This window comes from Ruegeria sp. YKSF57 (genome assembly GCF_059612585.1).
Genome location: NZ_JBXWQW010000023.1, coordinates 26,217 through 51,085, shown reverse-complemented (window position 1 = coordinate 51,085; position 24,869 = coordinate 26,217). Strand labels below are relative to the sequence as shown.

The 24,869-nt window shown below is 61.5% G+C and carries 26 protein-coding genes; 11 read left to right on the top strand and 15 right to left on the bottom strand.

Annotated elements, in window-relative coordinates; genetic code table 11:
- Window positions 1-61: 61 nt before the first annotated feature.
- The 6 genes from AC2FLX_RS11535 to AC2FLX_RS11510 all read right to left on the bottom strand — a co-directional run bounded on the left by AC2FLX_RS11535 (window position 62) and on the right by AC2FLX_RS11510 (window position 5,355).
- Window positions 62-505 (bottom strand): MaoC family dehydratase, encoded by a 444-nt coding sequence (locus AC2FLX_RS11535; protein WP_480749532.1) that lies wholly within the window; start codon window positions 503-505, stop codon window positions 62-64.
- A 102-nt stretch (window positions 506-607) separates the two neighbouring features.
- The gene (locus AC2FLX_RS11530) at window positions 608-1,483 is read right to left on the bottom strand and encodes a TIGR01459 family HAD-type hydrolase (RefSeq protein ID WP_496810626.1); all 876 of its coding nucleotides are present in this window, start codon (window positions 1,481-1,483) and stop codon (window positions 608-610) included.
- A 252-nt stretch (window positions 1,484-1,735) separates the two neighbouring features.
- Window positions 1,736-2,110, bottom strand: a complete 375-nt coding sequence (locus AC2FLX_RS11525; RefSeq protein ID WP_480749530.1) for a hypothetical protein — start codon at window positions 2,108-2,110, stop codon at window positions 1,736-1,738.
- A gap of 226 nt (window positions 2,111-2,336) precedes the next feature.
- The gene (locus AC2FLX_RS11520; protein WP_480749529.1) at window positions 2,337-3,257 is read right to left on the bottom strand and encodes a manganese-dependent inorganic pyrophosphatase; all 921 of its coding nucleotides are present in this window, start codon (window positions 3,255-3,257) and stop codon (window positions 2,337-2,339) included.
- A 109-nt stretch (window positions 3,258-3,366) separates the two neighbouring features.
- Window positions 3,367-4,350: a TraB/GumN family protein gene (locus AC2FLX_RS11515; protein WP_480749528.1), complete on the bottom strand. Its 984-nt coding sequence runs from the start codon at window positions 4,348-4,350 to the stop codon at window positions 3,367-3,369.
- Between the two features lie 21 nt (window positions 4,351-4,371).
- Window positions 4,372-5,355 carry a TraB/GumN family protein gene (locus AC2FLX_RS11510; protein WP_496810625.1) on the bottom strand — a complete coding sequence of 328 codons (984 nt, stop codon included), beginning with the start codon at window positions 5,353-5,355 and terminating at the stop codon, window positions 4,372-4,374.
- A 103-nt stretch (window positions 5,356-5,458) separates the two neighbouring features.
- Between AC2FLX_RS11510 and AC2FLX_RS11505 the strand changes: the two genes are divergently transcribed.
- Window positions 5,459-6,133: a DUF2161 domain-containing phosphodiesterase gene (locus AC2FLX_RS11505; RefSeq protein ID WP_480749586.1), complete on the top strand. Its 675-nt coding sequence runs from the start codon at window positions 5,459-5,461 to the stop codon at window positions 6,131-6,133.
- A 228-nt stretch (window positions 6,134-6,361) separates the two neighbouring features.
- Here AC2FLX_RS11505 and AC2FLX_RS11500 read toward each other — a convergent pair whose 3' ends face one another.
- Window positions 6,362-6,751, bottom strand: coding sequence for an antibiotic biosynthesis monooxygenase (locus tag AC2FLX_RS11500; RefSeq protein ID WP_496743738.1), 390 nt, complete (start codon window positions 6,749-6,751; stop codon window positions 6,362-6,364).
- Between the two features lie 113 nt (window positions 6,752-6,864).
- Here AC2FLX_RS11500 and AC2FLX_RS11495 point away from each other — a divergent pair, with 113 nt between their 5' ends.
- Complete coding sequence (locus AC2FLX_RS11495; RefSeq protein ID WP_496810624.1) at window positions 6,865-7,866, top strand: AraC family transcriptional regulator; 1,002 nt, start codon at window positions 6,865-6,867, stop codon at window positions 7,864-7,866.
- Window positions 7,867-8,006: 140 nt separating this feature from the next.
- Here the strand turns inward: AC2FLX_RS11495 and AC2FLX_RS11490 are convergent, their stop codons facing one another.
- Window positions 8,007-8,912, bottom strand: coding sequence for an alpha/beta fold hydrolase (locus tag AC2FLX_RS11490; RefSeq protein ID WP_496810623.1), 906 nt, complete (start codon window positions 8,910-8,912; stop codon window positions 8,007-8,009).
- A gap of 261 nt (window positions 8,913-9,173) precedes the next feature.
- On the opposite strand from AC2FLX_RS11490, the gene AC2FLX_RS11485 reads away from it, so the two are divergent.
- The 5 genes from AC2FLX_RS11485 to AC2FLX_RS11465 all read left to right on the top strand — a co-directional run bounded on the left by AC2FLX_RS11485 (window position 9,174) and on the right by AC2FLX_RS11465 (window position 14,324).
- Window positions 9,174-9,461: a co-chaperone GroES gene (locus AC2FLX_RS11485; protein ID WP_170614752.1), complete on the top strand. Its 288-nt coding sequence runs from the start codon at window positions 9,174-9,176 to the stop codon at window positions 9,459-9,461.
- A gap of 62 nt (window positions 9,462-9,523) precedes the next feature.
- Window positions 9,524-11,164, top strand: a complete 1,641-nt coding sequence (gene groL / locus AC2FLX_RS11480; RefSeq protein ID WP_480749521.1) for a chaperonin GroEL — start codon at window positions 9,524-9,526, stop codon at window positions 11,162-11,164.
- Window positions 11,165-11,524: 360 nt separating this feature from the next.
- On the top strand, window positions 11,525-12,367 hold the full coding sequence (locus AC2FLX_RS11475; RefSeq protein WP_496743746.1) for a DMT family transporter: 843 nt from the start codon (window positions 11,525-11,527) through the stop codon (window positions 12,365-12,367).
- Window positions 12,368-12,405: 38 nt separating this feature from the next.
- Window positions 12,406-13,176 (top strand): alpha/beta fold hydrolase, encoded by a 771-nt coding sequence (locus AC2FLX_RS11470; protein ID WP_496875431.1) that lies wholly within the window; start codon window positions 12,406-12,408, stop codon window positions 13,174-13,176.
- A complete protein-coding gene (locus AC2FLX_RS11465; protein ID WP_496810489.1) occupies window positions 13,173-14,324 on the top strand; it encodes an alpha-D-ribose 1-methylphosphonate 5-triphosphate diphosphatase in 1,152 nt (383 codons plus the stop codon). The genes AC2FLX_RS11470 and AC2FLX_RS11465 overlap by 4 nt, the downstream gene beginning before the upstream one ends.
- Before the next feature lie 43 nt (window positions 14,325-14,367).
- Here the strand turns inward: AC2FLX_RS11465 and AC2FLX_RS11460 are convergent, their stop codons facing one another.
- From AC2FLX_RS11460 to AC2FLX_RS11445, 4 genes are all read right to left on the bottom strand, one after another.
- Window positions 14,368-15,435, bottom strand: a complete 1,068-nt coding sequence (locus AC2FLX_RS11460; protein ID WP_496810454.1) for a 5-(carboxyamino)imidazole ribonucleotide synthase — start codon at window positions 15,433-15,435, stop codon at window positions 14,368-14,370.
- 2 nt (window positions 15,436-15,437) lie between these two features.
- Window positions 15,438-16,193, bottom strand: a complete 756-nt coding sequence (locus tag AC2FLX_RS11455) for an NAD(P)-binding domain-containing protein (protein WP_496810455.1) — start codon at window positions 16,191-16,193, stop codon at window positions 15,438-15,440.
- Window positions 16,190-16,675: a 5-(carboxyamino)imidazole ribonucleotide mutase gene (gene purE, locus AC2FLX_RS11450; RefSeq protein ID WP_496743754.1), complete on the bottom strand. Its 486-nt coding sequence runs from the start codon at window positions 16,673-16,675 to the stop codon at window positions 16,190-16,192. Before purE ends, AC2FLX_RS11455 begins: the two co-directional genes overlap by 4 nt.
- A gap of 200 nt (window positions 16,676-16,875) precedes the next feature.
- Window positions 16,876-17,100 (bottom strand): YdcH family protein, encoded by a 225-nt coding sequence (locus AC2FLX_RS11445; RefSeq protein ID WP_480749514.1) that lies wholly within the window; start codon window positions 17,098-17,100, stop codon window positions 16,876-16,878.
- A gap of 165 nt (window positions 17,101-17,265) precedes the next feature.
- Here AC2FLX_RS11445 and AC2FLX_RS11440 point away from each other — a divergent pair, with 165 nt between their 5' ends.
- The 4 genes from AC2FLX_RS11440 (at window position 17,266) to AC2FLX_RS11425 (ending at window position 19,766) form a co-directional block, all read left to right on the top strand.
- Entirely contained in the window at window positions 17,266-17,679 is a 414-nt protein-coding gene (locus AC2FLX_RS11440; protein WP_480749513.1) for an Hsp20 family protein, read from the top strand.
- Window positions 17,680-17,682: 3 nt separating this feature from the next.
- Window positions 17,683-17,907, top strand: coding sequence for a DUF1150 family protein (locus AC2FLX_RS11435; protein ID WP_480749512.1), 225 nt, complete (start codon window positions 17,683-17,685; stop codon window positions 17,905-17,907).
- A gap of 111 nt (window positions 17,908-18,018) precedes the next feature.
- Window positions 18,019-18,906 (top strand): PhzF family phenazine biosynthesis protein, encoded by an 888-nt coding sequence (locus tag AC2FLX_RS11430; protein WP_496810456.1) that lies wholly within the window; start codon window positions 18,019-18,021, stop codon window positions 18,904-18,906.
- The gene (locus tag AC2FLX_RS11425) at window positions 18,906-19,766 is read left to right on the top strand and encodes a glycosyltransferase family 10 domain-containing protein (RefSeq protein WP_496810457.1); all 861 of its coding nucleotides are present in this window, start codon (window positions 18,906-18,908) and stop codon (window positions 19,764-19,766) included. The genes AC2FLX_RS11430 and AC2FLX_RS11425 overlap by 1 nt, the downstream gene beginning before the upstream one ends.
- A 177-nt stretch (window positions 19,767-19,943) precedes the next feature.
- Here AC2FLX_RS11425 and AC2FLX_RS11420 read toward each other — a convergent pair whose 3' ends face one another.
- From AC2FLX_RS11420 to trxB, 3 genes are all read right to left on the bottom strand, one after another.
- Window positions 19,944-21,662, bottom strand: a complete 1,719-nt coding sequence (locus AC2FLX_RS11420) for a bifunctional sulfate adenylyltransferase/adenylylsulfate kinase (protein ID WP_496810458.1) — start codon at window positions 21,660-21,662, stop codon at window positions 19,944-19,946.
- Window positions 21,663-21,870: 208 nt separating this feature from the next.
- Window positions 21,871-23,550, bottom strand: a complete 1,680-nt coding sequence (locus AC2FLX_RS11415) for an adenylate/guanylate cyclase domain-containing protein (RefSeq protein ID WP_496810459.1) — start codon at window positions 23,548-23,550, stop codon at window positions 21,871-21,873.
- Window positions 23,551-23,793: 243 nt separating this feature from the next.
- Complete coding sequence (trxB, locus tag AC2FLX_RS11410) at window positions 23,794-24,735, bottom strand: thioredoxin-disulfide reductase (RefSeq protein ID WP_480749507.1); 942 nt, start codon at window positions 24,733-24,735, stop codon at window positions 23,794-23,796.
- Window positions 24,736-24,869: the final 134 nt, after the last annotated feature.

Here is a 24,869-nt window from a genome sequence, read left to right as displayed (position 1 = left end):
CCGCCGGCATTGACGACGGGAAAAGTGTAACTTACTTGCAGGTTTTGGCCAAGTTCCGGGATCAGTCGAATTTGCGCGAGGGGGCCAGAACCATGGCCTCGCCAACCAGCACCTTCTTGCCGTCAACGGCACAGTGACAGTCCAGCTTGACCCGGCGCTTTGAGATATCGATATCGACTACCTTGACCTCGGCATAGACCATGTCGCCGGGGCGGACGGGGGCCAGGAATTTCAGGGTCTGGCCCATGTAAACGGTGCCGTGGCCGGGCAACTGCTCGCCGATCACCGCCGAGATCAGTCCGGCGGTCAGCATGCCATGCGCAATACGGCCTTCAAAGATCGTGTCCCGGGCATAGTCGTCGTCCAGATGCACCGGATTGCGGTCGGTCGAAACCTGGGCGAACATCTCGATATCCTCGTCCGTCACCACTTTGCGCAGGTGACGGGTCATGCCCATTTCGATGTCCTCGATGCAGATGGTTCCGCGCGGAAGATTGTCCAACATGTCGCCCTCTCAATGCCATGGTCGGGCAACAAAACGTTACTTCCGACCGGTGATGAGCAACTTTATTACTTCGCAGTCGCAGAAAATCAACCCCTAATTCCGCTAGCGCAAACGTCCGATTGAATAGGTCGGTTCCATTTTTTCCCTTTTTATATAGTCCATTAGAGATTCATGATGAGGGTGGACCGATGTTTTTGTCTCGGATGCAGCCAGACCGCCCGTGATGAACAGGGAATCGATGCCTTCACCCATTGCGCCGGCGATGTCGGTGGCGGGGCCGTCACCGATAGCAAGAATGTCGGAATCGGGGATATCGGTGCCCAACGCTGCCAGCCTGCGGCGGGCCAGATCATAGATTGGCGGGTGAGGTTTGCCGAAATAGAGGCTCTCGCCGCCCATCTCGGTGTAAAGCCGCGCCAAAGCGCCCGCGCACCATTCGCGCACCTCGCCCCGGTCGACGACGATATCGGGGTTGGCGCAGAGCAACTTGAGCCCCTTCTGCTTGGCAAAAAGGAAATCGGGGCGGTTCACGTCCGGATCTGCCATAGGATCGAACGGGCCACAGCAGACGATGCCTTCGGCCTCGTCCAGCGGGACCCGGTCGATGTGAATGGGATGGTCCAACAGCTTCAGCGGCTCAAAAAACCCCTCGTCGCGCTGCCATTCCCCCATGAAATAGACCTTGTGACCGACCGCCCCCAGAAACATTGCAGACCGCGCCGAGTCGCCGCTGGTGGCGATGGTGTCATAGCAGTCGTCCGGCACGTTGAAATGCCCCAACTGCACCGCGACACCGACCCGGGGTTTTGGCGAGTTGGTCACCAGAACCACCTTGCCGCCCGCCGCGCGGAAATCCTTCAGCGCCGCGACCGCTTCGGGAAAGGCGGTGATGCCATTGTGAACACAACCCCACAGATCGACGAACAGAGCCTTGTACCGGTCGGAAATTTCGGAAAGCGAATGAATGATCTGAGTCATGGGGCCTTGATGTCCTGTTCGTTTATGGCGGTTATGCCCCAACTGACGGGCATTGACCATGCTGCTTGTCTGGGCGTCGGGAACGTTGTCGGAATTGCCCAACATCCGCCCTGGTCCGGTCGAACGGCGGTCCGGGATCGGGTTGAGGGTATTACGCCGGAAAAAAAGACGCCGAGCGGCGTCTTTTACGGGTTTGGCATGGTCCGGGCAATGCTTGGTCAAGCTGTCGAATTGACCGGATTTCCAAAGCGTCTATTGGACGCGAACAGCGGTTCCGGTTCCAACTCGGGTGCCCCAGCTGAAGGGTGTGACCTTCACACCGGTAATCTTGGTATCGACAACGGTATCCGCACCAATCTTTGCCGCTTCCTCGCGCAGCTTCTGTTCCACATGCTCAACGGTCGGCTCCGGATGGAAGGCCGTTGTCTTGTTGACCGAAACTTTTAGATCCGAGATCTTTGTCTGTGTGGCCGGGTCAAAAGCGGCGCTGGTCAGATGGACTTCGCCCGGGGTGATCGCGGCGACGGCGGCCTCAGGCGGATTGTTGTCGATATTGCTTGTTTCCCAAGTTGCACATGCGGCCAGCGGCACCATCAGAAAGCCGGTGAGAATGATATTCTTTAGCACGAATTACGCCTTTCAATTTCCAACTATGCGTGTGCGGACCGTTTTGCACACATGCCATCTTTTTGCAATGATCTGAACAAGTTGAGCTGACAAATCCTGGCTTCTCCGGCGACAATAACTAACGCGCCGGAATTGCAGTCTATCGATAAAACAACCGAGAATGTTCGCAAAAGGCGAAGAAGAAAGGCGCCCGGTCGGGCGCCTTTCGCGCAGCGATGCGATGGGATCAGACCTTGAGATTCGGAATGATCTGCTTTTTGCGGCTCATGATGCCGGGCAGAACAACGGCGTCGCCATCGACAGTGGCGCCAAAGCTTTTCTCGGCCACGCCCTTGACCAGATCGTTGGGCACCAGCAGCGTCGCCTCTTCGTTCAGGATGTCCACCACGAACAGCAGCACCTGATCGACGCCATCTTCCTTGGCGACCTCGACCATCGAGTCGGTCAGGCTGGCCTTGCGGTCCAGCACCACGCCCGGCGCGGTGGTTTCCAGAACCGAGACGCGGAACTTGGTTCCGTCAACCTCGTATTCTTTGCTGTCCATGCGGATCAGTTCGGCATCCGAGAACGACGATACGTCCGACTTGGCCGCGAACATTTCAGCGGCATAGGCCGGGATGTCGAGTCCCAGATCGACGGCCAGTTTCTCGGCCACTGCCCTGTCGTGGTCGGTGGTGGTGGGCGAGCGGAACTCCAGCGTGTCGGACAGGATGCAGGTCAGCGCCGCACCCTTGATCGCCTCGGGCATCTTGTCGGCATCGTCGCCCATCAGGTCGATCATGATGGTGGCGGTGCAAGCCAGCGGGCGCACGGTGATGTCGATCGGACCCTTGGTTTCCAGACCGCCGACCAGCTTGTGGTGATCGACGATGGCGCGGATGTCGGCACCGTTGATGTTGGCGGGCAACTCGGCGGGGTTGTTGGTGTCAACGATCACGACCGGCGCGCCGTCTTCGACATCGGCGATGATGGCCGGTTTGTCGAGGTTCCAGCGCTGCAGCATGAACGCGGCCTCGGTGTTGGGCTCGCCCAGCAGAACCGGGGTTGCGGCGACACCCTTGACCTCGTTCAGGTACCAGGCCCAGACGATGGGCGAACCGGTCGAGTCGGTGTCGGGGGATTTGTGGCCAAATACTTGGGTGGTCATGTCAGCGTCCTGCGAATTGGAAATTTGCGCGCCTTATAGGGCGGTCACATCGGCTTGTCACCCGGCAGAACGCGGCATGCGACGGTTGGTCTGATCCGGCGCTCAGATGTCAGAATTCGGCGCGCTGCAGATCATAACCGGCCTGTTCGAGCTGGTGAAGCAACCCCTCTTCTCCGGCCAGGTGGCCGGCACCTACGGCGATGACTGCGGTCTGGCCCTGAATGCCCAGGATATGAGTCAGCCAGTTCCGGTTGCGCTGCACGACAAGCTGGTCCTCGAAGGTTGCCCATTCCTTGTCGAATTCGTCCTGTGCAATCTCGGACGTTTCTTGCCCCAGCAGGCGCGCGACCAGCAAAATCTCGGCGTGCCGTTCCTCCATATACGCATTGGCCATCGTGACCATGTGGTCGTCCCCGGCCTCGAACGCGTCGGCCATGCGGACGATGGATTGCGCCTGTTCCTCGATCGGGTGGCTTTCGAAAATCGCGATCAGGTCGCTGACCTGTTCCAGCGAGTGCTGCGGGATGTCATGCGCCTCGGCCAGTTCGGTCAGCCGCTGATCCATGCCCCGGTCGGCGCCGGGGGTTTTGACGATGCAGGGCGGGATACCCAGCATCATGCTCAGAAACCACGGCTTCATCTTAGCCGCCATCCAGCTTGCAATGCCGCGTTCCGCCAGACGGTTGGACAGGGCGGCCCAGCTTTCGTCGTCCAACAGGTCGATCAGGGTCGGCCCCGAGGTGATCAGGACCGGGCTGAAATCGGTGGCAAGCCCCTGTTCGAACGCCTCCATGTCGGTTTTCTTGACCTCGAACCAGAACGCATCGGCCTGCGACAGTGCGGGGGTCAGCCGACCGACGATCGCGTCCATCCGCGGGTCGCTGGTGTGCAACGTTCCGACCAGATGCAGGGTCGTTCCATCCTTGCGCGCGATCCAGTGGTTGCCCTCGGCAAAAGGAATTTCCGCCAGCTCGGCATCCAGCGCGGCACGGTCCCCGGCGGTCAGGTCCAGCCGCAGATCACGCCCTTCGCAGGCGGCAAAAGCCGTCGCCGGCAACAGGCAGGAAATTACAAATGCAAGCAGCAGACGCATGAAATCATCCATTGTTGAAATTCAGAATTCGGCGCGGGTCAGGGTATATCCGTTGTTCTGGAGCAGGTTCAAAACCCCTTGTTGTCCGGCAAGATGCCCCGCCCCGACGGCGACCACAACCGTCTTTCCCTTGGTGTTCAGGATCACCGGCAGCCATGCCCGGTTGCGGCCGGCCAGAATCCGTCGGTCATATTGCTGCAACAGGCGCGTGACTTCGCGGCGCGGGATGTCGATGTCGCGGTACAGCGTCCATTTCTGGATCAGCATGGCCTCGGCCAGCCGTTCGTCGAAATAGGCGTTGCCCAGCGTGACGACCTGATCGTCATAGTTGAGCGAGCTTTTGATATCCAGCTCCAACAGGCGCAACTGGTCGCGCACCGGCTGATCCGACAGCGCGCGCATACCGTCGCCCACCCGTTCGAGCGATGCGACGCGGACACCGCTGCGAAGGGCCATGCGTTCGATCCGTTCATCCAGCCCGGCATAGGCGGCGATGCCGCGCCCACCGCAGCCCGAGCGCGACAGGGTCAGCGAAATGTACCATGGCTGCAGCCGGGCCAGCACCTTGGGGTCCAGACCCTCGGGCAGCATCCGCAGCTTCAGCATGCTCCAGTCCTCGGCCGACATCATGTCTGCCAGCGTCGGGCCGCGCGGAATGAGCAGGAGGCCGGGATTGCTTTGCAGCACGTCATCGAGCTGTCTTATCTCGGCGGTCGTTACCTCCAGCAGCACCACGTCGGCCGACCGGATGACCGGACGCAGGTTGCGCATGACCCGCCGCATGCGGCTGTCGCCGTTGTGCTGCGTGCCGATCACGTGAATGCGCCGCTCGCCCCGCGTGGCAACCCAGTGGTTGCCATAGGCAAAGGGAACCTTGCGGATTTCCTGTTGCAGACGCTGCTCATATGTCGGGGTCAGACGATCCCGCAGGTCGCTGCCGGTGCACCGCGCCTGCGCCACGGATGCCGAGAGTATCAGCATTAGGGCAAAAAGGGCGCGAATCATGATGTCTCTCCGGGTGCGGTCGGTTGGGTCCATTGTGGCCCGTGGCCGCAAGGGGTCGCAAATGCAAATTGTGCAACGCGCCGGTTTGGGGCAAGCATGTGACATGGAGCGCGAGCAGGATCTCTATTCCCCGATCAAGGCCTTGCTGGAACGGCAGGGTTACGAGGTGAAGGGCGAGGTTGGCGCCGCCGACGTCGTTGCCTGTCGCGCGGGTGAGCCGCCGGTGATCGTCGAACTGAAACTGCGGTTTTCCCTGTCGCTGTTCCATCAGGCCGTCGCACGGCTCAGGCTGTCCGAACAGGTTTACGTGGCGGTCGTCCGGCCCAGCGGGAGAACCGCGCGGCGCGCCCTGCGGGACAACCTGAATCTGTGCCGCCGTCTGGGGCTGGGCCTGATCACCGTCCGTCCCGACGGCCGGGCAGAGGTGCATTGCGATCCCGGCCCCTACGCCCCTCGCAAGTCTGCCAAACGCACCGCAAGACTATTGCGCGAGTTCGACCGGCTGCAGGGCGATCCCAACTCGGGCGGTGCGACCCGTCACGGCATCGTCACGGCCTATCGCCAGGACGCGCTGCGCTGTGCCGCGCATCTGGCCGAAAACGGCGCCGCCAAGGGGGCCGACGTTGCCAGGGCAACCGGGGTCGCCCCGGCGACGCGGATCATGCGCGACAATCACTATGGCTGGTTCGAGAAGGTTGCGACCGGTGTCTACCGCCTGACCGAAGCGGGCCGGGAGGGCCTCCGGCACTGGGCCTATAGTTGGGAGCAAGACAGCTGACCGGCAGCGCAGGCCGGTCTGCAATTTTGGGGCCATGTTGTGAAAAGGCGTTGGTCGGCTTTGAGCCCATTTCTACCGATGCTGACGTTGGTACCAACGTCAGCATTGGCGATCTAAGATTACTGAGGCGCGCGACGTTACTCATCGGCTTTTAGACATGGGTTGCAACGGCCATGTCTAAACGTTGTAGCTGGGTGCTGAGTCGCCAGCAAAAAAGAAGTGGTCAATTCACCTGAGTGGAAACAGCACCGGGATGATGTCTACTTGCGGCTGCGACGCGATGCCATATGCAGCAGGGATACCTTTGAAAATGTCTGTTTCACGAAAGGCCGCCATCGCTTCCTTGCTTTCCCAGATGTAGATGCCGCCATAGGAATTGGGCTCATCAAGTTCGAGGTAGTATTTTTGAACCAGTCCCGGCATCGCCTCGAATAACGGTCGGCGTTCGTTTGCGGCGGCTAGAACGTCTTCACGGGCGAGCGAGCTTTCGAAGCGGACGAATTGAACGACATATCCCAGATTGTCCAGCGGGTAGGCTTCTTGCGCCACCGACGAAGCGGCGGCCACGGATGCGACGACGGCTGCTGCGGGGGCGGTTTTTTTCGAAAGCGTGGTCATATTACTTCTCCTGTGTGAACCGACAATCGTATATTGCTCAAACAGGAAATTTCGATCTCGACCTCACGCGCCAAATTTTTGACAGCGCAGCAACCCGTTGATATCTCTTGCTGATGCAGGAACATCGAAATACGACGGCGACTGTCCGCGCTGTCTTGAAGGCTGCCGAGGAAGTCGGCATTTCCTCCGAGACATTGTTGGATCAGGCTGGCATTCCATCCGACGTGGCCTACGACCCGGATGGCGAAGTGACGTTGGACGTCATGAAAGCTTTTTGGGAGATCGCCTATCGCGAAACCCGCAATCCCTATCTTGCGATGGACGCCGGTATTCGCGCGGTGCACGGTTCATACAAGACGATAGATTATCTGCTGCTGGCCGCCTCAACCCCCGGCGAAGGACTGGCCCGGTTTGTTGAGCATTTCCGGCTCATCAACACATGGCTCAATTTCGAGATTGGTGAAGACGATTTCGGGCATCACTTAGCGCTTAAGTCCATGATCGGGCCTGTGCCTTTTCCCGCTGTTGAGATCACTTTCACCGTGGTCACAGAGCGATTTCGACGGATGCTCGGTCCTGACTGGACACCCCGGAAAGTTGAATTTCTTCATGCACCAGCTGGCGACCCGGCCTTTTATCGCGGATATTTTCGAAGCGAGGTCAGCTTCTCCGGCGAGACAGCGCGGCTTTCTATCCGGGAGCAAGACTGGAACCGTCCACTCGCAACCGGCGATCAGGGTCTGTTTGAGGTGCTTTCGGACCACGCGTCACACCTCAATTCGATGCGTCCGCACCCCGATGATCTGGTAACGCAGGCGCAACAAGAAATCATGCGTGTATTGGGGGATGGAGAACCAGATATCAGCGCTATCGCCCAAGCGCTTGCGGTCAGCACTCGTACATTGCAAAGGCGTCTTGAGGAACGCGATATGACATTCACCCGGCTTGTCGATGAGGTGCGCGAAAATCAGGCTCGGAACCTTGTCTCGTCCGGAAGCATGTCTCTAAGCGAGATCGCTTTTTTCCTTGGTTATTCTGACCAAAGCGCGCTGACACGAGCATTTAAGCGCTGGACCGGCCAGACTCCAAAAAAATTCAGATCGGACCATGCGTAGCTGAGGATATTCAAACTCTGAAAGTGAAAAGCGGACATCGATTTGAATTGGTTGATCGGAAGTTTTGTCCCGCACAACGAACCAAAACGGTTTGGCGACGCGGTCTCTTCTGAACGCGGCCGGCTCAGGCGCTTTGGGGTCTAAACCCCAGGCGACTGTCGTGAGATGAAGTCTGCCACCAGGTTCACGATCAGCGGCGACAGGGCGGGGGTGATGATGTGCCCCATGCCGTTGATGGCATGCAACTCGCTGCCGGGAATGCAGGCGGCCACTTCCTCGCCCAATTCCAGGGGAACCAGTTCGTCGTGGGTGCCGTGGATGACGAGACAGGGCAGGGTGACCTCTTGCAGCGCGGTGCGCCGGTCGCATGCGTTGGCGATGGCCAGAACCTGGCGATTCATGCCCTGATCGTCGACCCCGCGGGCATAGGCGCGGGCGGCCATGGCGCGAATGTCGTCCTCGGCCATGGGATAGCCGGGGCTGCCCCACAGGCGATGCTCTTCGACCTGATCGTTAAGATACTGCTCCAGCGTGCTGGGCCGCACCAGCAGTTTTTCCGCCAGCGCCAGCATCGCCGCGCCATCACGGCCTGCGCGTTCGGCGAAAGGGCGGCAGGTCGTCATGACCATTGTGGCGCTCAGCAAACGGTCGGGGTGGTCGATGCACAGCCGCTGCAGGATCGCGCCGCCCATCGAAATGCCGAACACATGCGCGCAGGCAATGCCAAGCGCGTCCATCAGGCCGACGACATCCGCCGCCATGTCGGTGATCCCAAAGGGTCTGGGCAGATCGCCGCCTTGCCGCAGCAGATCCAGAATCGCATCTGCTTCGCCCGGAGCTTCGGGCACCGGACAGCGCTGGGACAGCCCGACATCGCGGTTGTCGAACAGAATCGTGCGAAAACCCGCGTCGGCAAACCCTCCGATCAGCTCGTCCGGCCAATGAACCAGTTGGCTGCCCTGGCCACGGATCAGGACCAGTGGCGTGCCATCGCCGGGGCCGCATTGTTCGACTTCCAGTGCGATACCATTCGCTTTGATCTGCATTTCGTCCCCCGTCGGCCATATCTCTGCGATCTGCTCTTGAGGCACGGCCATTCCCACCCTATGTGCGGTTGGCGCGAAGTCAAACCCGGAGCCGACGGCGCCTGTGTTCGCCATGTCGAAAAAAATTCATCCAGCTTGTTGACAGCCGGTTTTTTCCTGCCTAGCTATTCGCCGTTAGCACTCGACGACTATGAGTGATAACGCTCCCGCCATTGAGGCGGGGGGAGGAAAAACAACCTTTGAGCCCAAGGAGCTGCAAAGATGGCATTGAAACCGCTTCATGACCGTGTGCTGGTTCGCCGCGTGGAAAGCGAAGAGAAAACCGCAGGCGGACTGATCATCCCCGACAGTGCAAAAGAAAAGCCCAGCGAAGGCGAAGTCGTCGCGACCGGCGAAGGCGCGCGCAAGGACAGCGGCGAACTGATCGCAATGGCTGTCAAAGCCGGTGACAAGATCCTGTTCGGCAAATGGTCGGGCACCGAGGTCAATGTCGGTGGCGAAGAGCTGCTGATGATGAAGGAAAGCGACATCATGGGGATCATCGAGTAAGGCGCCCGCCTCTCTGATCTTTCAACGCTTCAACACGTATTTATCTCTCAAGGAGAAAGAACATGGCTGCTAAGGACGTCAAGTTTACGACCGATGCCCGCAACAAGATGCTCAGGGGTGTCAACATTCTGGCTGACGCCGTGAAAGTGACCCTGGGCCCCAAAGGCCGCAACGTGGTGCTGGACAAGTCGTTCGGCGCACCGCGCATCACCAAGGACGGTGTTTCGGTTGCCAAGGAAATCGAACTGGAAGACAAGTTCGAAAACATGGGCGCGCAGATGGTGAAAGAAGTCGCCCAGCGCACCAATGACGAAGCCGGCGACGGCACCACCACCGCAACCGTTCTGGCCCAGGCCATCGTCAAGGAAGGCCTCAAGCAGGTTGCTGCCGGTCTGAACCCGATGGACCTCAAGCGCGGCATCGACCTGGCGACCCACAAGGTTGTCGAAGGCATCAAGGCTGCTGCCCGTGACGTCACCGACTCGGACGAAGTCGCTCAGGTCGGCACCATCTCGGCCAACGGCGAAGCCGAAATCGGCCGCCAGATCGCTGACGCGATGCAGAAGGTCGGCAACGAAGGTGTCATCACCGTCGAGGAAAACAAAGGTCTGGAAACCGAGACCGATGTCGTCGAAGGCATGCAGTTTGATCGCGGCTATCTGTCGCCCTACTTCGTGACCAACGCCGACAAGATGGTCGCCGAGCTGGAAGACTGCATGATCCTGCTGCACGAGAAGAAGCTCTCGTCGCTGCAGCCGATGGTTCCGCTGCTCGAGCAGGTGATCCAGTCGCAGAAACCGCTGCTGATCATCGCCGAGGACGTCGAAGGCGAAGCGCTGGCGACCCTGGTGGTCAACAAGCTGCGCGGCGGCCTGAAAATCGCAGCCGTCAAGGCACCGGGCTTCGGCGATCGCCGCAAGGCCATGCTGCAGGACATCGCGATCCTGACCGGCGGCCAGGTGATCTCGGAAGATCTGGGCATGAAGCTCGAGTCCGTGACCATGGACATGCTGGGCACCGCCAAGAAAATCTCGATCTCCAAGGACGAGACCACCATCGTTGACGGCGCTGGCGAGAAGGCCGAGATCGAAGCACGCGTTGCACAGATCCGCACCCAGATCGAGGAAACCACCTCTGACTACGACCGCGAAAAGCTGCAGGAACGTGTTGCCAAACTGGCAGGCGGCGTTGCCGTGATCCGCGTCGGCGGCATGACCGAAGTCGAAGTGAAAGAGCGCAAGGACCGTGTGGACGATGCTCTGAACGCAACCCGCGCGGCCGTTCAGGAAGGCGTTGTCGTGGGCGGCGGTGTCGCTCTGGTTCAGGCCGGCAAGGTTCTGATCGATCTGGAAGGTGCGAACCCCGACCAGACCGCAGGCATCAACATCGTGCGCAAGGCCATCGAAGCGCCGCTGCGCCAGATCGCCGAGAACGCAGGCGTCGACGGCGCCGTGGTTGCAGGCAAGGTGCGCGAGTCGAACGACCCGGCCTTCGGCTTCAACGCGCAGACCGAGGAATATGGCGACATGTTCTCGTTCGGCGTGATCGATCCGGCCAAGGTTGTCCGGACCGCTCTGGAAGACGCCGCATCGGTTGCCGGTCTGCTGATCACCACCGAAGCGATGGTGGCCGACAAGCCGCAGAAAGACGCACCGGCAGGTGGCGGCATGCCCGACATGGGCGGCATGGGCGGCATGATGTAAGCCGGATTTCCGCAAGGAAATTCCGCTTGGGAAGACAGGCGATTGGCCCTAAGGCCAATCTGCCCGGAACCCGGCCAGATGTTTCGGGGTCGCCTTTGGGCGGCCCCGGTTTCGTTCAAAGGCCCGCTATGCGGGCCTGCCTTCGGCGAGGGTATTTGGGACCGGAAAGAAGCGGCACTTGCGCGAAGATCATCGGATCGGATCCCGACCTGAGCGTTGCGCCGCGAAAAGCGGCTGAGCGTTTGGTATTCCGGTATCAGGAGAATATCTGGAGAAAACGCCGATCCATCCCGGGGCGTTCGATACCGACCGGCAGAAAAGTGAGTATTCAAACGGGCGCGAACGCGCTATGCGGTTGAGATGAAGCTGTTTCTCCTGACCGCTCTGACCATGGTCGCGTTTGCCGCGAACTCGATCCTCAACCGCATGGCCATCGACATCGGCGCCAGCGAGCCGGGCGGATTTGCCGTGGTCCGGGTGCTGGCAGGGGCGGTCACGCTGGCGGTTCTGGTGCATCTGAAGGGCGGCGGGCTGCCCTTGCTCTCGCGCCGACGGATTGTCGGGGCGGGGTCGCTGTCGCTTTACATGATCGGGTTTTCGACCGCCTATCTGACGCTGGATGCCGGGGTCGGGGCGCTGATCCTGTTCGGGGTGGTGCAGATCACCATGTTTGCCGCCACCACCATTTCCGGCACGCCGCCCACGGCGCGGCAGCTGGCCGGCGCGGGCATCGCCTTTGGCGGGCTGGCCTATATCCTGTGGCCAACGGGCGCGGTTCGGGTCGACCCCGGCGGGGCGGCCCTGATGATCGCCGCAGGCGTGGGCTGGGGGGCTTATTCACTGGCCGGGCGCAGCGAGCCGGATGCGCTGGCCGGGACAGGCGCCAATTTCATCATCGCCCTGCCGGTGACGGCCCTCGCCATTCTCGCGCTGGGCGGGGGCTGGGGCATGGCCCTGCCGGGGTATCTGTTGGCGATCCTGTCGGGGGCGGTGACATCCGGGCTGGGTTATGCGTTGTGGTACCGCGTCCTGCCCGGTCTGGCCGCGCCGGTCGCCGCCACCGCACAGCTGAGCGTGCCGGTGATCGCGATACTCGCGGGCGTTCTGCTGCTGGGCGAGACGCTCAGCTGGAAGCTGACCGCCGGCACGGCGCTGGTTCTGGGCGGGATTGCGCTGGCGGTAACCCGGCGTCGCGCGGGCTGAGGCTTTTCCTGCACGCCAAATAGGCTTATCTGGCTGACATGAGGTATCTGCTGCTCCTGTTCCTGCTCTGGCCCGCGGCCCTGCGCGCCGATTGCGTCGTGCTGCTGCACGGGCTGGCACGGACCGAGACGTCGTTTGCGGTGATGGAACAGCTCTTGCTGCATCGCGGTTACGATGTGGTGCGCCCGGGATACCCCTCGACCGATCTGCCAATTCCCGAGCTGGCCAACCAGACCCTGCCTGCGGCAATGGCCGAATGCGGCGACCAGACAACCCATTTCGTGGCGCATTCGATGGGTGGCATCCTGATCCGGTATTGGCTGAAGGATCACATGCCGGAAAACCTTGGCCGCGTCGTCATGCTTGGGCCGCCCAACCAGGGCAGCGAGCTGGTGGACGAACTTGGCGACTGGGAAGTGTTCGGCCTGCTGAACGGCCCCGCCGGTCTGGCACTGGGAACCGGGCCGGACAGCGTGCCCCGCCAGCTGCCGCCGGTGAATTTCGACCTGGGCGTGATCGCGGGCAGAAACTCGCTGAACCCGCTGTTTTCTTCGTTGATCGAAGGACCCGACGACGGCAAGGTCTCGATCGACAGTACCAGGGTTCAGGGTATGACCGATCATATCGTGCTGCCGGTCACCCATACCTTCATGATGAACAATCCTCGCGTGGTGGCGCAGGTGCTGCATTTCATCGAATTCGGGCGCTTCGGCCCCGAGATTTCGTGGTCCGAGGCTGTGGCCAAGGTGATCGACGACATCTGCGTCGGGCAGGATTGCACCCAGCCCAGGTCGGAGTCGACGCAATGACGGCACTGGATCTGCGGTTACAGGGCGCGCGGGTGCTGCTGCCCGATGAAGGATTGACCGAGGCAGAGCTTGGCATCGCCCAGGGTGTGATCTGCAATGACCCGGTCGGGCGATGTGTTGACCTGTCGGGATACATGATCCTGCCCGGGATCGTCGATCTGCACGGTGACGGGTTCGAACGCCACCTGGCGCCGCGCCGGGGCGCGATGAAACAGACGAACGAAGGCGTGCTGGCCGCCGAGGCCGAACTTGCGGCGAACGGGATCACCACCGCCGTTCTGGCCCAGTTCTACAGTTGGGAGGGCGGGCTGCGCGGGCCGGATTTCGCCGCCCAGGTATTCCGCGCCATCATGCAGGTCCGCGGCGAGGTTGTGACCTGCCTGATCCCGCAATTGCGGTTCGAAACCCATTTGCTGGACGATCATCCCACACTGCCCGACTACGTGGCCGACTGGAACATCCCTTATGTTGTCTTCAACGACCACCTGCCGCATGATCGGCTGGCGCAGGGGCGCAAGCCGCCGCGCCTGACCGGGCAGGCGCTGAAGGCCGGGCGCAGCCCCGAGGCCCATCTGGAACTGATGCAGGGCCTGCATGCGCGCCGCGACGAAGTTCCCGCCGCGCTGGATACACTTTGCGCCCGCCTGGCGGGGCAGGGGGTGCGGATGGGCAGCCACGACGATGCCACCGCCGATGGCCGCGGCCAATGGCGTGACCGGGGCGCAAGCATCGCCGAATTTCCGGAAACCCGCGAGGCCGCCGAGGCCGCCAAATCCGCCGGGGACCATGTGATCATGGGCGCGCCCAACGTGGTGCGGGGAGGCTCGCATAACGGCAATGCCAGCGCCGTAGAACTGATTGCGATGGGGCTGTGCGACGCGCTGGCCTCGGATTATCACTATCCCAGCCCGCGCCGCGCGGCGTTGATGCTGGTGGCGACAGGCGTGCTGGATTTCGCCGCTGCCTGGTCGCTGGTCTCGGACGGTCCGGCGCGGGTGTTGGGCCTGGATGACCGGGGCGCTCTGGCACCCGGAAAACGCGCCGATCTGGTTATCCTGGATGCCACCACGCGCCGCGTCGCCGCCACCCTGTCAGGCGGGCGCGTCAGCTATATGTCCGGTGATATTGCTGCACGGTTCCTGCGGTAAGCGAACCGCCATTTCTTCATCTTGAAAAATGCTCCCGCACCCCTCAGCGGGTGATCCGGTTGAAATGGCCCATCTTGCGCCCGGGCTTGACCTCGGCCTTGCCATAAAGGTGGATCGCCACGTCGCGCTCGCGGGCCAGATCCGGCACCCGGTCCATATCCGCGCCGATCAGGTTCTCCATCACCACGTCCGAGTGGCGCTGGCCGTCGCCCAGTGGCCAGCCCGCGACGGCGCGGACATGCTGCTCGAACTGGTCCACCGCACAGCCGTTCTGGGTCCAGTGGCCCGAATTGTGCACGCGCGGGGCGATTTCGTTGACGATCAGACCCTGCGGCGTCACGAACAACTCGACCCCCATGACGCCGACGTAATCCAGCGCGTTCAGGATGTTGGCGGCCAGCAGCACCGCATCGGTGCGTTGCGCCGGTGACAGGCGCGCGGGCACCGTGGTGGTGTGCAGGATGCCGTCGCGATGCACGTTCTCGCCCGGATCGAAGCAGGCAACCTGGCCATCCAGCCCGCGCGCGGCGATGACCGACACTTCATGGCTGAACTCCACGAACCCTTCCAGGATCGAGGGCGCGCCGGCCATGTCCGCCAGCGCGGCCTCGGCATCCTCGGGCGCACGCAGCCGGGCCTGCCCCTTGCCGTCATAGCCGAAGCGGCGGGTTTTCAGAATGGCCGGTGTACCAATTTCGGCAATCGCCGCCTGCAGATCGCCCAGATCGGCGACATCGGCAAAGGGTGCGGTCAGCAGGCCCAGATCACGCAGAAAGGATTTCTCGATCAGGCGGTCCTGACTGACACGCAGCGCCTCGCGACCGGGACGGATCGGGCGGTGCGCCTCCAGCAGATCCAGCGCTTCGGTCGGGATGTTCTCGAACTCATAGGTGATGACATCGACACTGTCGGCAAACGCCTGCAGCGCCTCCGCGTCATCATAAGGCGCGGTTGTCACCCGGTCGGCCACCTGCCCCGCGGGCGGGTTCTGACCCGGCTCGAAAATATGGGTGGTAAAGCCCAGACGTGCCGCAGCAACCGACAGCATCCGGCCCAACTGACCACCGCCCAGAATTCCGATCGTCGCACCGGGGGCGAGCATTTCCGTCATCGTCAGGTCTCCAGCCGTTTTCCAATCGCGGTCAGCGCAGACCGCAAAGCTTCATGTGCTCCGCCCGATGTCAGTGTATCCGTCATCTGCAGGCTCAAAGTGCCATCAGTTGCCAGGGCATCGCGTTCTTCCACCAGACGCCCCGCCTTGCCCTTGTCCATCGTCGACAGAAACCCCGACACAAGTTGCGTCGTATAAAACTCCGCCGCATCCGCATCGCCGGTTTCCCGGGCCAGCCACCCTGCACCGGTTGCCATAAGGTCCAGAATTCCCGGAACCATGGCGCAGATTGCGAAATGTGCGTTCAGCGCGACCTCGTCAGCCACTTTCACCACCGGGTTTTCCGGCTCGAACAATTGTGCCAGCAGGTGGTCATTGCCGAACGCGACCAGCGGGCAACCTCCGGTCTGCAGGAATCCCAGCGGAATGGTCTGCACGAAATCCGAGGCCGGGGCGCACAGTCTGGCCAGTTGCCCGGCCGGCACCGCCGCCATGACCGAGACAACCTGCTGATCCGCCCGAAAGCTGAGCGGCGCAAGAACCTCCGCCGCCAGATGCGGGCGCAGGCACAGGAATACGATATCGGACCGGTCGATGACGCCTTGAGGCGTATCCACGTCGACCCCAAGCTCTTGCGCCAGCTGTGCGGAAACCGACGCGCTGCGTTCCGTCACCGCGATGTGATGCCCCCTGGCGGCCAGAAACCGCACCATGGGCGCCGCGATATGGCCGGTGCCGATGAAACCGATCCGGCTCATCCCTGCGGTTCTTCCGGGATCGAGGCCGAAAGCGCCGCGCGCCAGTCATCCAGCCGTTTGGCCAGGGCGTCATCCTGCAACGCCAGAATGCCTGCCGCCATCAGCCCGGCATTGGCTCCGCCCGCAGACCCGATCGCCATGGTCGCCACCGGAAAGCCCCTGGGCATCTGCACGATGGAATAAAGCGAGTCGACGCCCGACAGCGCACGGGTCTGAACCGGAACGCCGATCACCGGCACCCGCGTTTTCGACGCCATCATGCCTGGCAGATGCGCCGCCCCGCCCGCGCCTGCGATAATCACCTGCAACCCGCGCTCCACCGCGGTCTTGCCATACTCCCACAAGCGATCCGGGGTGCGGTGCGCCGAGACGATCCTGGCCTCATAAGCCACACCCAACTCGTCCAGAATGTCGGCGGCTTCCTTCATCGTGGGCCAATCCGACTGGCTGCCCATGATGATCCCTACTTTGATGTCGCCCATGCACCCGGCCCCCATCTGTGGAAAGAGCGCGCACTATAGCCAAATCCGCCTATGTGGCAATGCGCCAAGACAGCCATTTTCATAGAGAATTTCCCGCTGGACACTTCGGATGGGTGCGATCAGAACGACGCGTCACCTGGTCCGGGCATGGCGTCGTGCCCAATGCGTCCGATCCGGCATTCCGTTCAACGGGGAAAAGTTCAGGCGATGATGTCAGGCGTCAGGCGGTCTTCGATCATCGCAATGATGTCCTTCAGGCGAAGTTTCTGCTTTTTCAACCGCTTGATCGTAAGCTGATCGGCTGTTCCCTTGGCTTCCAGCGCTTCGATGGCTTCATCCAGATCGCGGTGCTGGCGGCGAAAGACCTCCAGTTCCACCTTCAGCACGTCGTCGGATTTCATCGACAGGTCCGTTGGCGCATTCATATGGCGACTCAATTCTTTTTGTTCTGCTTGGTACACACAATAGTGCGTAACAGGGAATCCGCCTAGACCTTGTGGACATCCCGGTTTCTTCCCATATTCTAGACAGAGCGGTTGCCAGAACGGGACCGCCCGAACCGTCGCTTTGATGAACAAGGACGAAACAACGTGTCGAAACTTACACTTGGCTCCTATCCGCACCTGTTGGGGTTCGAGCAGTTGGAACGCCTTCTGGAACGCTCGGCCAAGGCCGGCAACGAAGGATATCCGCCCTACAACATCGAACAGACCTCGGATCATTCCTATCGGATCACGCTGGCCGTGGCCGGGTTTGCCGAAGAGGATCTGTCAATCACCATCGAGGATCGCCAACTGGTGATCCGGGGACGGCAACGCGACGACAGCGAGGGGCGCGTGTTCCTGCACCGTGGCATCGCCGCACGTCAGTTCCAGCGCATGTTCGTGCTGGCAGACGGTGTCGAGGTCGGTGAGGCGGTGATGGAAAACGGGCTGCTGCATATCGATCTGACCCGCGCCATTCCCGAAGCGGTGGTGCAGACGATCAACATCAGGAAAGGGTAAGCCATGCACACACCATTCGATTTCAAGGACAAGGACAGCCGGATCGTTTATGTCAAGGCCGTCGACGTGGCCGATCTGCCGGAAGAAGTCCGTATTCAGGCCGGTGATCTCGATCACCTCTATGCGGTTCATGACGCGAACGGTCAGCAACTGGCCCTGGTCGCCAACCGCAAGCTGGCCTTCGTACTGGCCCGCCAGAACGATCTGACGCCGGTGACGGTGCACTAAGACAACGGTCGGCCACGATTTGACGTGACATTCGCCGCCCGGACGGCGAAACATACGGACCGGCCGGGCCCATACTCCCGCCGAGAATACTGACACAGCGAGAGAGCGGATATGAGCTGGTTCGATTTCGACTGGGTGGACGCCTTTACCGACCGGCCCTTTGGCGGCAACGGATGTGCCGTTGTCCATGGCGGTGCAGGACTGTCCCCGGAAACCTCACAAGCCTTCGTGCGCGAAACCTCTCTGGTCGAGTGCACTTTTACCGGCCCGTCCGAAATTGCAGATATCCGCGTGCGCTATTTCCTGGCCAGCCGCGAAATCCCCTTTGCCGGACATCCCACTATTGCAACCGTCGCGGCCCTGCGGTCTCGCGGGATGATTTCGGGCGATGATCTGACACTTGAAACCGGTGCGGGAATTGTGTCGATCCGACTCACCGATGACGAGATCGAGATGACGCAGGTCGCACCGAAATTCGGCGCGATTATCCTGGCTGAACTCGTGGCCGAAGGGATTGGATTGAACCCCGAGGCGATTGTCTCGCCGCCTCAGATCGTGTCCACCGGCCTGCCGTTCTGCATCACGGTGCTGCGCGACCATCAGGCGTTGCGGGCGGCAAGGCTGAACATCGACGCCCTGCGCCGCATGGCCGAAAGCCAGGGTTATTCCGGCACCGACATGATGGAGCCGTTTCTGGTCACCCTGCAGGGCGCGACCGGGCAGGGTGATACGTTTTCCCGTCTTCTGATGGCGCCGCCCAGCCCGCCCGAAGACCCGTTCACCGGCTCTGCCACCGGCGCGATGGCGGCCTATCTGTGGAAATACGGGCTGATGCCCAAGGACAGTTTCGTCGCCGAGCAGGGCCATGACATGGGCCGTCCCGGTCGCGCCACCGTCACCCGGGTCGGAGAACCGGACCGGATGACGGGGATCAAGGTGGCCGGATCGGGTTTTGTGCTGATGCGCGGGCAGGTCGATCTGCCCGAAGGTGAGATGTGATGCCGGAGCCTGCAATCGCGCTGTTGCCCTACGGCAATCGGCTTGGCCCCGATCTGGCGGCGCTGCCGCTGTCCGACCTGATCTGGCCGCTGGGATGCCCCGGGCGCCTGACCGGCGCCCGTGTGGGCGATCTGGCCCCGAGCGATCACCTGATCATGTATCCAAATACGATGGCCCATTTCCGGCTGCGCCGGGGAACACCGGCGCAGATCTCGTTGATGATGGGAGAACCGAGTGCAATCCACGCCAAGCACGACCGCCTGCTGCGGTTCACCTGGCGGCGGTTCTTCCGGGTCTTTACCTTTCACGAAGTCCTACTGAACAGCATCCCCAACGCTGTCTTCGTGCCTTATGGCTCGACCATGGTGTCCGACTGGCCGGACCTGAACCCTCTGAAAACCAAATCCTGTTCCCTGATCGCCTCGGCCAAGCGGGACCTGATCGGTCACCAGCTTCGCCACGAGATGATCGACTGGGTCCGCGAAACGGGGCAGGACGTGGATATCATGGGGCGCGGCTACATGCCGTTCGCGCGCAAGTCGGACGGGCTGGCACCCTATCGGTTTTCGATCGTGATCGAGAACGTACGCGAGACCAACTATGTCTCGGAAAAACTGATCGACGCGATCCTGTGCGATACCGTGCCGATCTATTGGGGCTGTCCCAATATCGAGAGGTTCCTGGACCCGGCAGGCATGATCCTGTGCAAAAGCGCCGACGATATCCGGCAAGCAGTCGAAGCTCTGACTGTGGACGATTACGCGTCCAGATTGCCACTGCTTCAGGCAATCAAGCCCAAAGCGGCGGAACTGGGGGATTTCGAAGGCCGGGTGGCGCGGGCGCTGCGCGATCAGCTCTGATCCTGGCCAACCGTCGCCAAAATGTGCGCCTCCGGCACGCTCCTGATTCTTTCTGGTTTTCAATACCCCGGGGTGAATTGCCCGAAGGGCAAGAGGGGCAGCGCCCTTTCGTAATTCCGACATCCCCAAAAGAATACGGCCCCGCAAAGGGGGCCGTCTTGCAAGTCTGTTGCGAGGTCAGTGCCCGGCGATCAGGCCCATGCTTTCCAGTTTCAACAAAACCTGGTGTGCACAGTTGTCGACATCCACATTTTCGGTTTCGACCCGCAATTCGGGATTTTCCGGCACGTCATAGGGGTCCGAAATTCCGGTGAATTCCTTGATCTTGCCTTCGCGCGCCAGCTTGTAGAGGCCCTTGCGGTCGCGGCGTTCGCATTCTTCGATCGAGGTCGAGACATGGACTTCGCAGAAGGCGCCAAAGGCTTCGATATCTTCACGCACGGCACGGCGGGTCGTCGCATAGGGCGCGATGGGCGCGCAAATGGCGATGCCGCCGTTCTTGGTGATTTCCGAGGCGACATAGCCGATGCGGCGGATGTTGAGATCGCGGTGTTCTTTCGAGAAGCCAAGTTCCGAGCTGAGGTTCTTGCGCACGATATCGCCGTCAAGCAATGTCACCGGACGGCCCCCCATTTCCATCAACTTGACCATGAGCGCGTTGGCGATGGTGGATTTGCCGGATCCCGAAAAACCGGTGAAGAACACCGTGAAGCCCTGCTGCGAGCGCGGTGGCCGGGTCTTGCGCAGCTCGGCAACGACTTCGGGGAAGGAAAACCACTCCGGAATTTCCAGACCTTCCTGCAGGCGGCGGCGCAACTCGGTGCCCGAGATGTTCAGGATGGTGACATTGTCCTTGTCCTTGATCTCGTCATTGGGCTCGTACTGGGCGCGTTCCTGCACATAGACCATGTGTTTGAAATCGACCATCTCGATGCCGATCTCGTCCTGGTATTTGCGGAACAGGTCCTGCGCGTCATAGGGCCCATAGAAATCCTCACCGGCCGAGTTCTTGCCCGGGCCTGCGTGATCGCGGCCGACGATGAAATGGGTGCAGCCGTGATTCTTGCGGATCAGGCCGTGCCAGACCGCCTCGCGCGGGCCGGCCATGCGCATGGCCAGGTTCAGCAGGCTCATCGAGGTGGTCGAGGCCGGATACTTGTCCAGCACCGCCTCATAACAGCGCACGCGGGTGAAGTGATCGACATCGCCGGGTTTGGTCAGCCCGACGACCGGGTGGATCAGCAGGTTGGCCTGCGCTTCCTTGGCGGCGCGGAAGGTCAGTTCCTGATGCGCGCGGTGCAGCGGGTTGCGGGTCTGGAAGGCGACGATACGGCGCCAGCCCACCTTGCGGAAATAGGCCCGCAACTCGTTCGGCGTGTCGCGACGGGCCTTGAAATCATAGTGCACGGGCGGCTGAATACCGGTGATCGGCCCGCCCAGATAGACCTTTCCGGCCACGTTGTGCAGATAGTTCACCGCCGGGTGTGCGCTGTCGTCGGCGCCGAAAACCTTTGCAGCCTCGTTCGCCTTGTCGGGCGTCCAGCGGTCTGTCACGGTCATGGTCGCCAGGATGACACCTTCCTGATCGCGCAGGGCGATGTCCTGACCCAGTTCGATCTTGTCGGCAAAGTCCTCTTTCACGTCCAGCGTGATGGGCATCGGCCAAAGGGTGCCGTCAGCCAGACGCATGTTCTCGACCACGCCATTGTAGTCTTCTTCCGACAAAAAACCCTTGAGCGGGTTGAAACCGCCATTCATCAGCAGTTCCAGATCGCAGATCTGGCGCGGGCTCAGATCCCAGCTGGTCAGCTCGGCGGCTTCGACTTTCAGCTTCTGGGCGGATTCGTAGGAAACGTACAGTTCGGGAATCGGGGCTAGGTTGCTCAACATCGTCATTTCAATACTCGTGTCACCAGGGTGGGAATTTGCATTTTCCAGCAGTTTCGAGCGGCATTTGCCCGGTTGCACGGGCGGAGTCCAGACGGTCGGCCGCAACAAAGGACGAAGTGTGTCGTTTTTCCGCCAATCGGAACGTCTTTTGCCGGCATTTGTCGATCTGTGGGAAGATTTTCGTCCAGGTGACGGATTGCGACCCTCAAAAGGGTCATTGTTCCGGTAGCCCCAGCATCGAGGCCAATTCCGAGGCCGATTCAACTGCCAGGGCGGCAAGGGGTTCCGGAACGCCCCGCAACCTGAATTCCTGAAGTGCGAGGGGCGCCACCGCGATGCCCGCGGCCGTCAATACGTTGGTCGAGATCAGCAGCTCGGCGCCCAGCGCCTTGGTCTCGCCTTCCAGACGGCTGGCGGCATTGACGGTGTCACCGATGATGGTGCGGGGCGCATGCCCGGCCGCCCCGATCTCGCCCAGCACGAGGGTGCCGATATGCAGCCCCATTCCGATCCGGATTTCCGGCGCGTCTTCCTGTGCCAGCCGCTGATTGAACTCCTGCAGGGCGCGGCTGACGCCGATTGCCGCCTGAATACCGGCCCGCGCCGAACTGGCGGCGTCCCGGGTGTCGAACACCGCCAACAGCCCGTCGCCAAGGTATTTGTCCACCACACCGCCCGCTTTCGTGATTGCGGGCACGATGGCGTCAAAGAACCGGTTCAGCAGGAAAACAACGTCATATGGCAACTGCCCCGTGGTACGGGCGGTAAACCCACGCATATCCAGAAACAACACTGCCAGTTGCCGTTCCTGCCCCTGACTGGCATGCGCGCGGTTGCGCCCGCCTTCGGGCCGAAAGACGCGGAATACCGTCGCCGGGTCCATCGGGCGGATCTGGCAGGCCAGCCGCATACCGGGCGGGGCATCGATTGCGGCAAGGCTGCGCGCCTCGACCGTGCCCGGCGGATGCAGCAGGTCGGCGCCTTCCTCGACGATGACCCGGCAGGTGGTGCAGCGCCCCTTGCCGCCGCACAGGGCGGTATGCGGCACCGCGTTGGCAAGCGACATCTCCAGCAGGGTCATGCCTTTTTCCGAGCGGATTTCCGGGCCGTCCACGTATTGAATTCGCACCGAATGTCTGCGTCGCCACATCTTGCGACCCAGATGAAAGGCCAGCGCCGCCGCCAGTGCCGCCCAGAACGCCATAAGGGCGTTATCCTTGACGCTGAACATCGCCTCGAAGGCTTCGGGGCTGGGCCAGTTATAATGTTCGATATACTGCTCGCGCAGGAACTCATCGGAAAAATCGGCCCAGATCCGCCGCCCTTCGGTCAGCAACCCGGCCAGTGCAAAACAGGGGACAAACACCGCCAATCCGATCAGATAGGGCACCATCCCCGACCACCAGCGGGTCAGCCGCAGCCACATGTGCAGGCCGATGCAGCCATGCACCCAGACGATGAGCAGCAGCAGGCTCTGCATCCAGATGGCCGGGCCAGGCCACATCAGCGCGATGATATAGCCCATCTCGTCATTGACGTCATAGATTTCATGGGCATAGCGCGTCTGCACAAGATGCGAGATCAGCTGTAGCGGAATCAGAAGGCCAAGAACAATCTGCAGGGCCGAACTGAACGGCATGCGCAATGTCCTGCGCCGCGCAACCGAGACCAGCGCCAGACCGGCATGGATCAGCAGTGCCGCATATAGAACGATGCTCACAAGGCCGTGCCGCGACACCATTGTCCGACCGTCCTGCATGTCGTGCAGATAGTCGGTATGGAACAGGCCCAGACCGATGTTGAAAAAATGGAAAAAGGCAAAGGTGAGCAGGATCAGCCCGGTTACGATCCTGAGCCGTGTCGTCCAGTTGCCTCGCCAGAGAACACTTGCCACTTGCGCCTCCGGTTTGCTTTTCGCGCCAGGGTCAACATTGTGAGGCGCAGACCGGGATGGTCAAGCCCCACTCTCGCGATTGTCACCGGGCCAGCCCGTGCCGGGGTTTGCCCGGGGCACCGCCGGGGACGGGCCCATCAAGCCGGCTTGGGCAAAGCCAGGTTGCGAGGGAGGGCAATGAATCATGCCCTGCACGACCGCAGCAGAATTCTCCGGACCGGGCCGGAGAATTCCGGCATCCGTTCAGTCCTGTTCGGCCAGGAACCGTTCGGCATCCAGTGCCGCCATGCAGCCCATACCGGCGCTTGTCACCGCCTGACGATAGACATGGTCGGTCAGATCGCCCGCTGCAAAAACGCCGGGGATCGAGGTTTCGGTGCTGCCCGGTTTGGTCACGACATAGCCGCCCATATGGGTCTCCAGCGTGTCCTTGACCAGCTCGTTTGCGGGCGCATGGCCGATCGCCACGAATACGCCCTTGCAGGGGATTTCGGTGATCTCGTCGGTCTTGACGTTCCGGACCCGAACGCCTTCGACGCCCAGCGGCGCATCGGTGCCGATCACCTCTTCCAGCGTGTGGAACCACAGCGGCACGATCTTTTCGTTCTTCAACAGCCGGTCCTGCAGGATCTTTTCCGCCCGCAACTCATCGCGGCGGTGGATCAGGGTCACCTTGCTGGCGAAATTGGTCAGGAACAGTGCCTCTTCCACGGCGGTGTTGCCGCCCCCGATCACCACGATTTCCTGCCCGCGATAGAAAAAGCCGTCACAAGTTGCGCAGGCCGACACGCCAAAGCCCTTGAACTTGTCCTCGGACGGCAGGCCCAGCCATTTCGCACGCGCTCCAGTGGCTAGGATGACCGCGTCAGCGGTATAGGTGGTGCCGCTGTCGCCCTTGGCGGTAAACGGCCGTTTGGACAGGTCCAGATCGGTGATGATGTCGCCGATGACCTCACATCCCATCGCGGCGGCATGCTCCTGCATCTTGATCATCAGATCGGGGCCCTGAACTTCGGTGAAGCCGGGATAGTTCTCGACCTCGGTTGTCGTGGTCAGCTGGCCGCCGGGCTCGATGCCCTGCACCAGTATGGGTTCCAGCATGGCCCGGCTTGCATAAACGCCGGCGGTATAGCCCGCAGGCCCCGACCCGATGATCAGAACCTTGGTGTGACGTGTCTCGGTCATGGTGCCCCCGTTTTCTGCCCGAATGAACCTGATGGTCTCGAACGAGGGATATAGCGGCGCAGGCCACGCTCTTAAAGCCCCAAGATGATCCGCCCCTGTTCCCGCAGCGCCCTCAGCCGAGGCCAAATATGTCT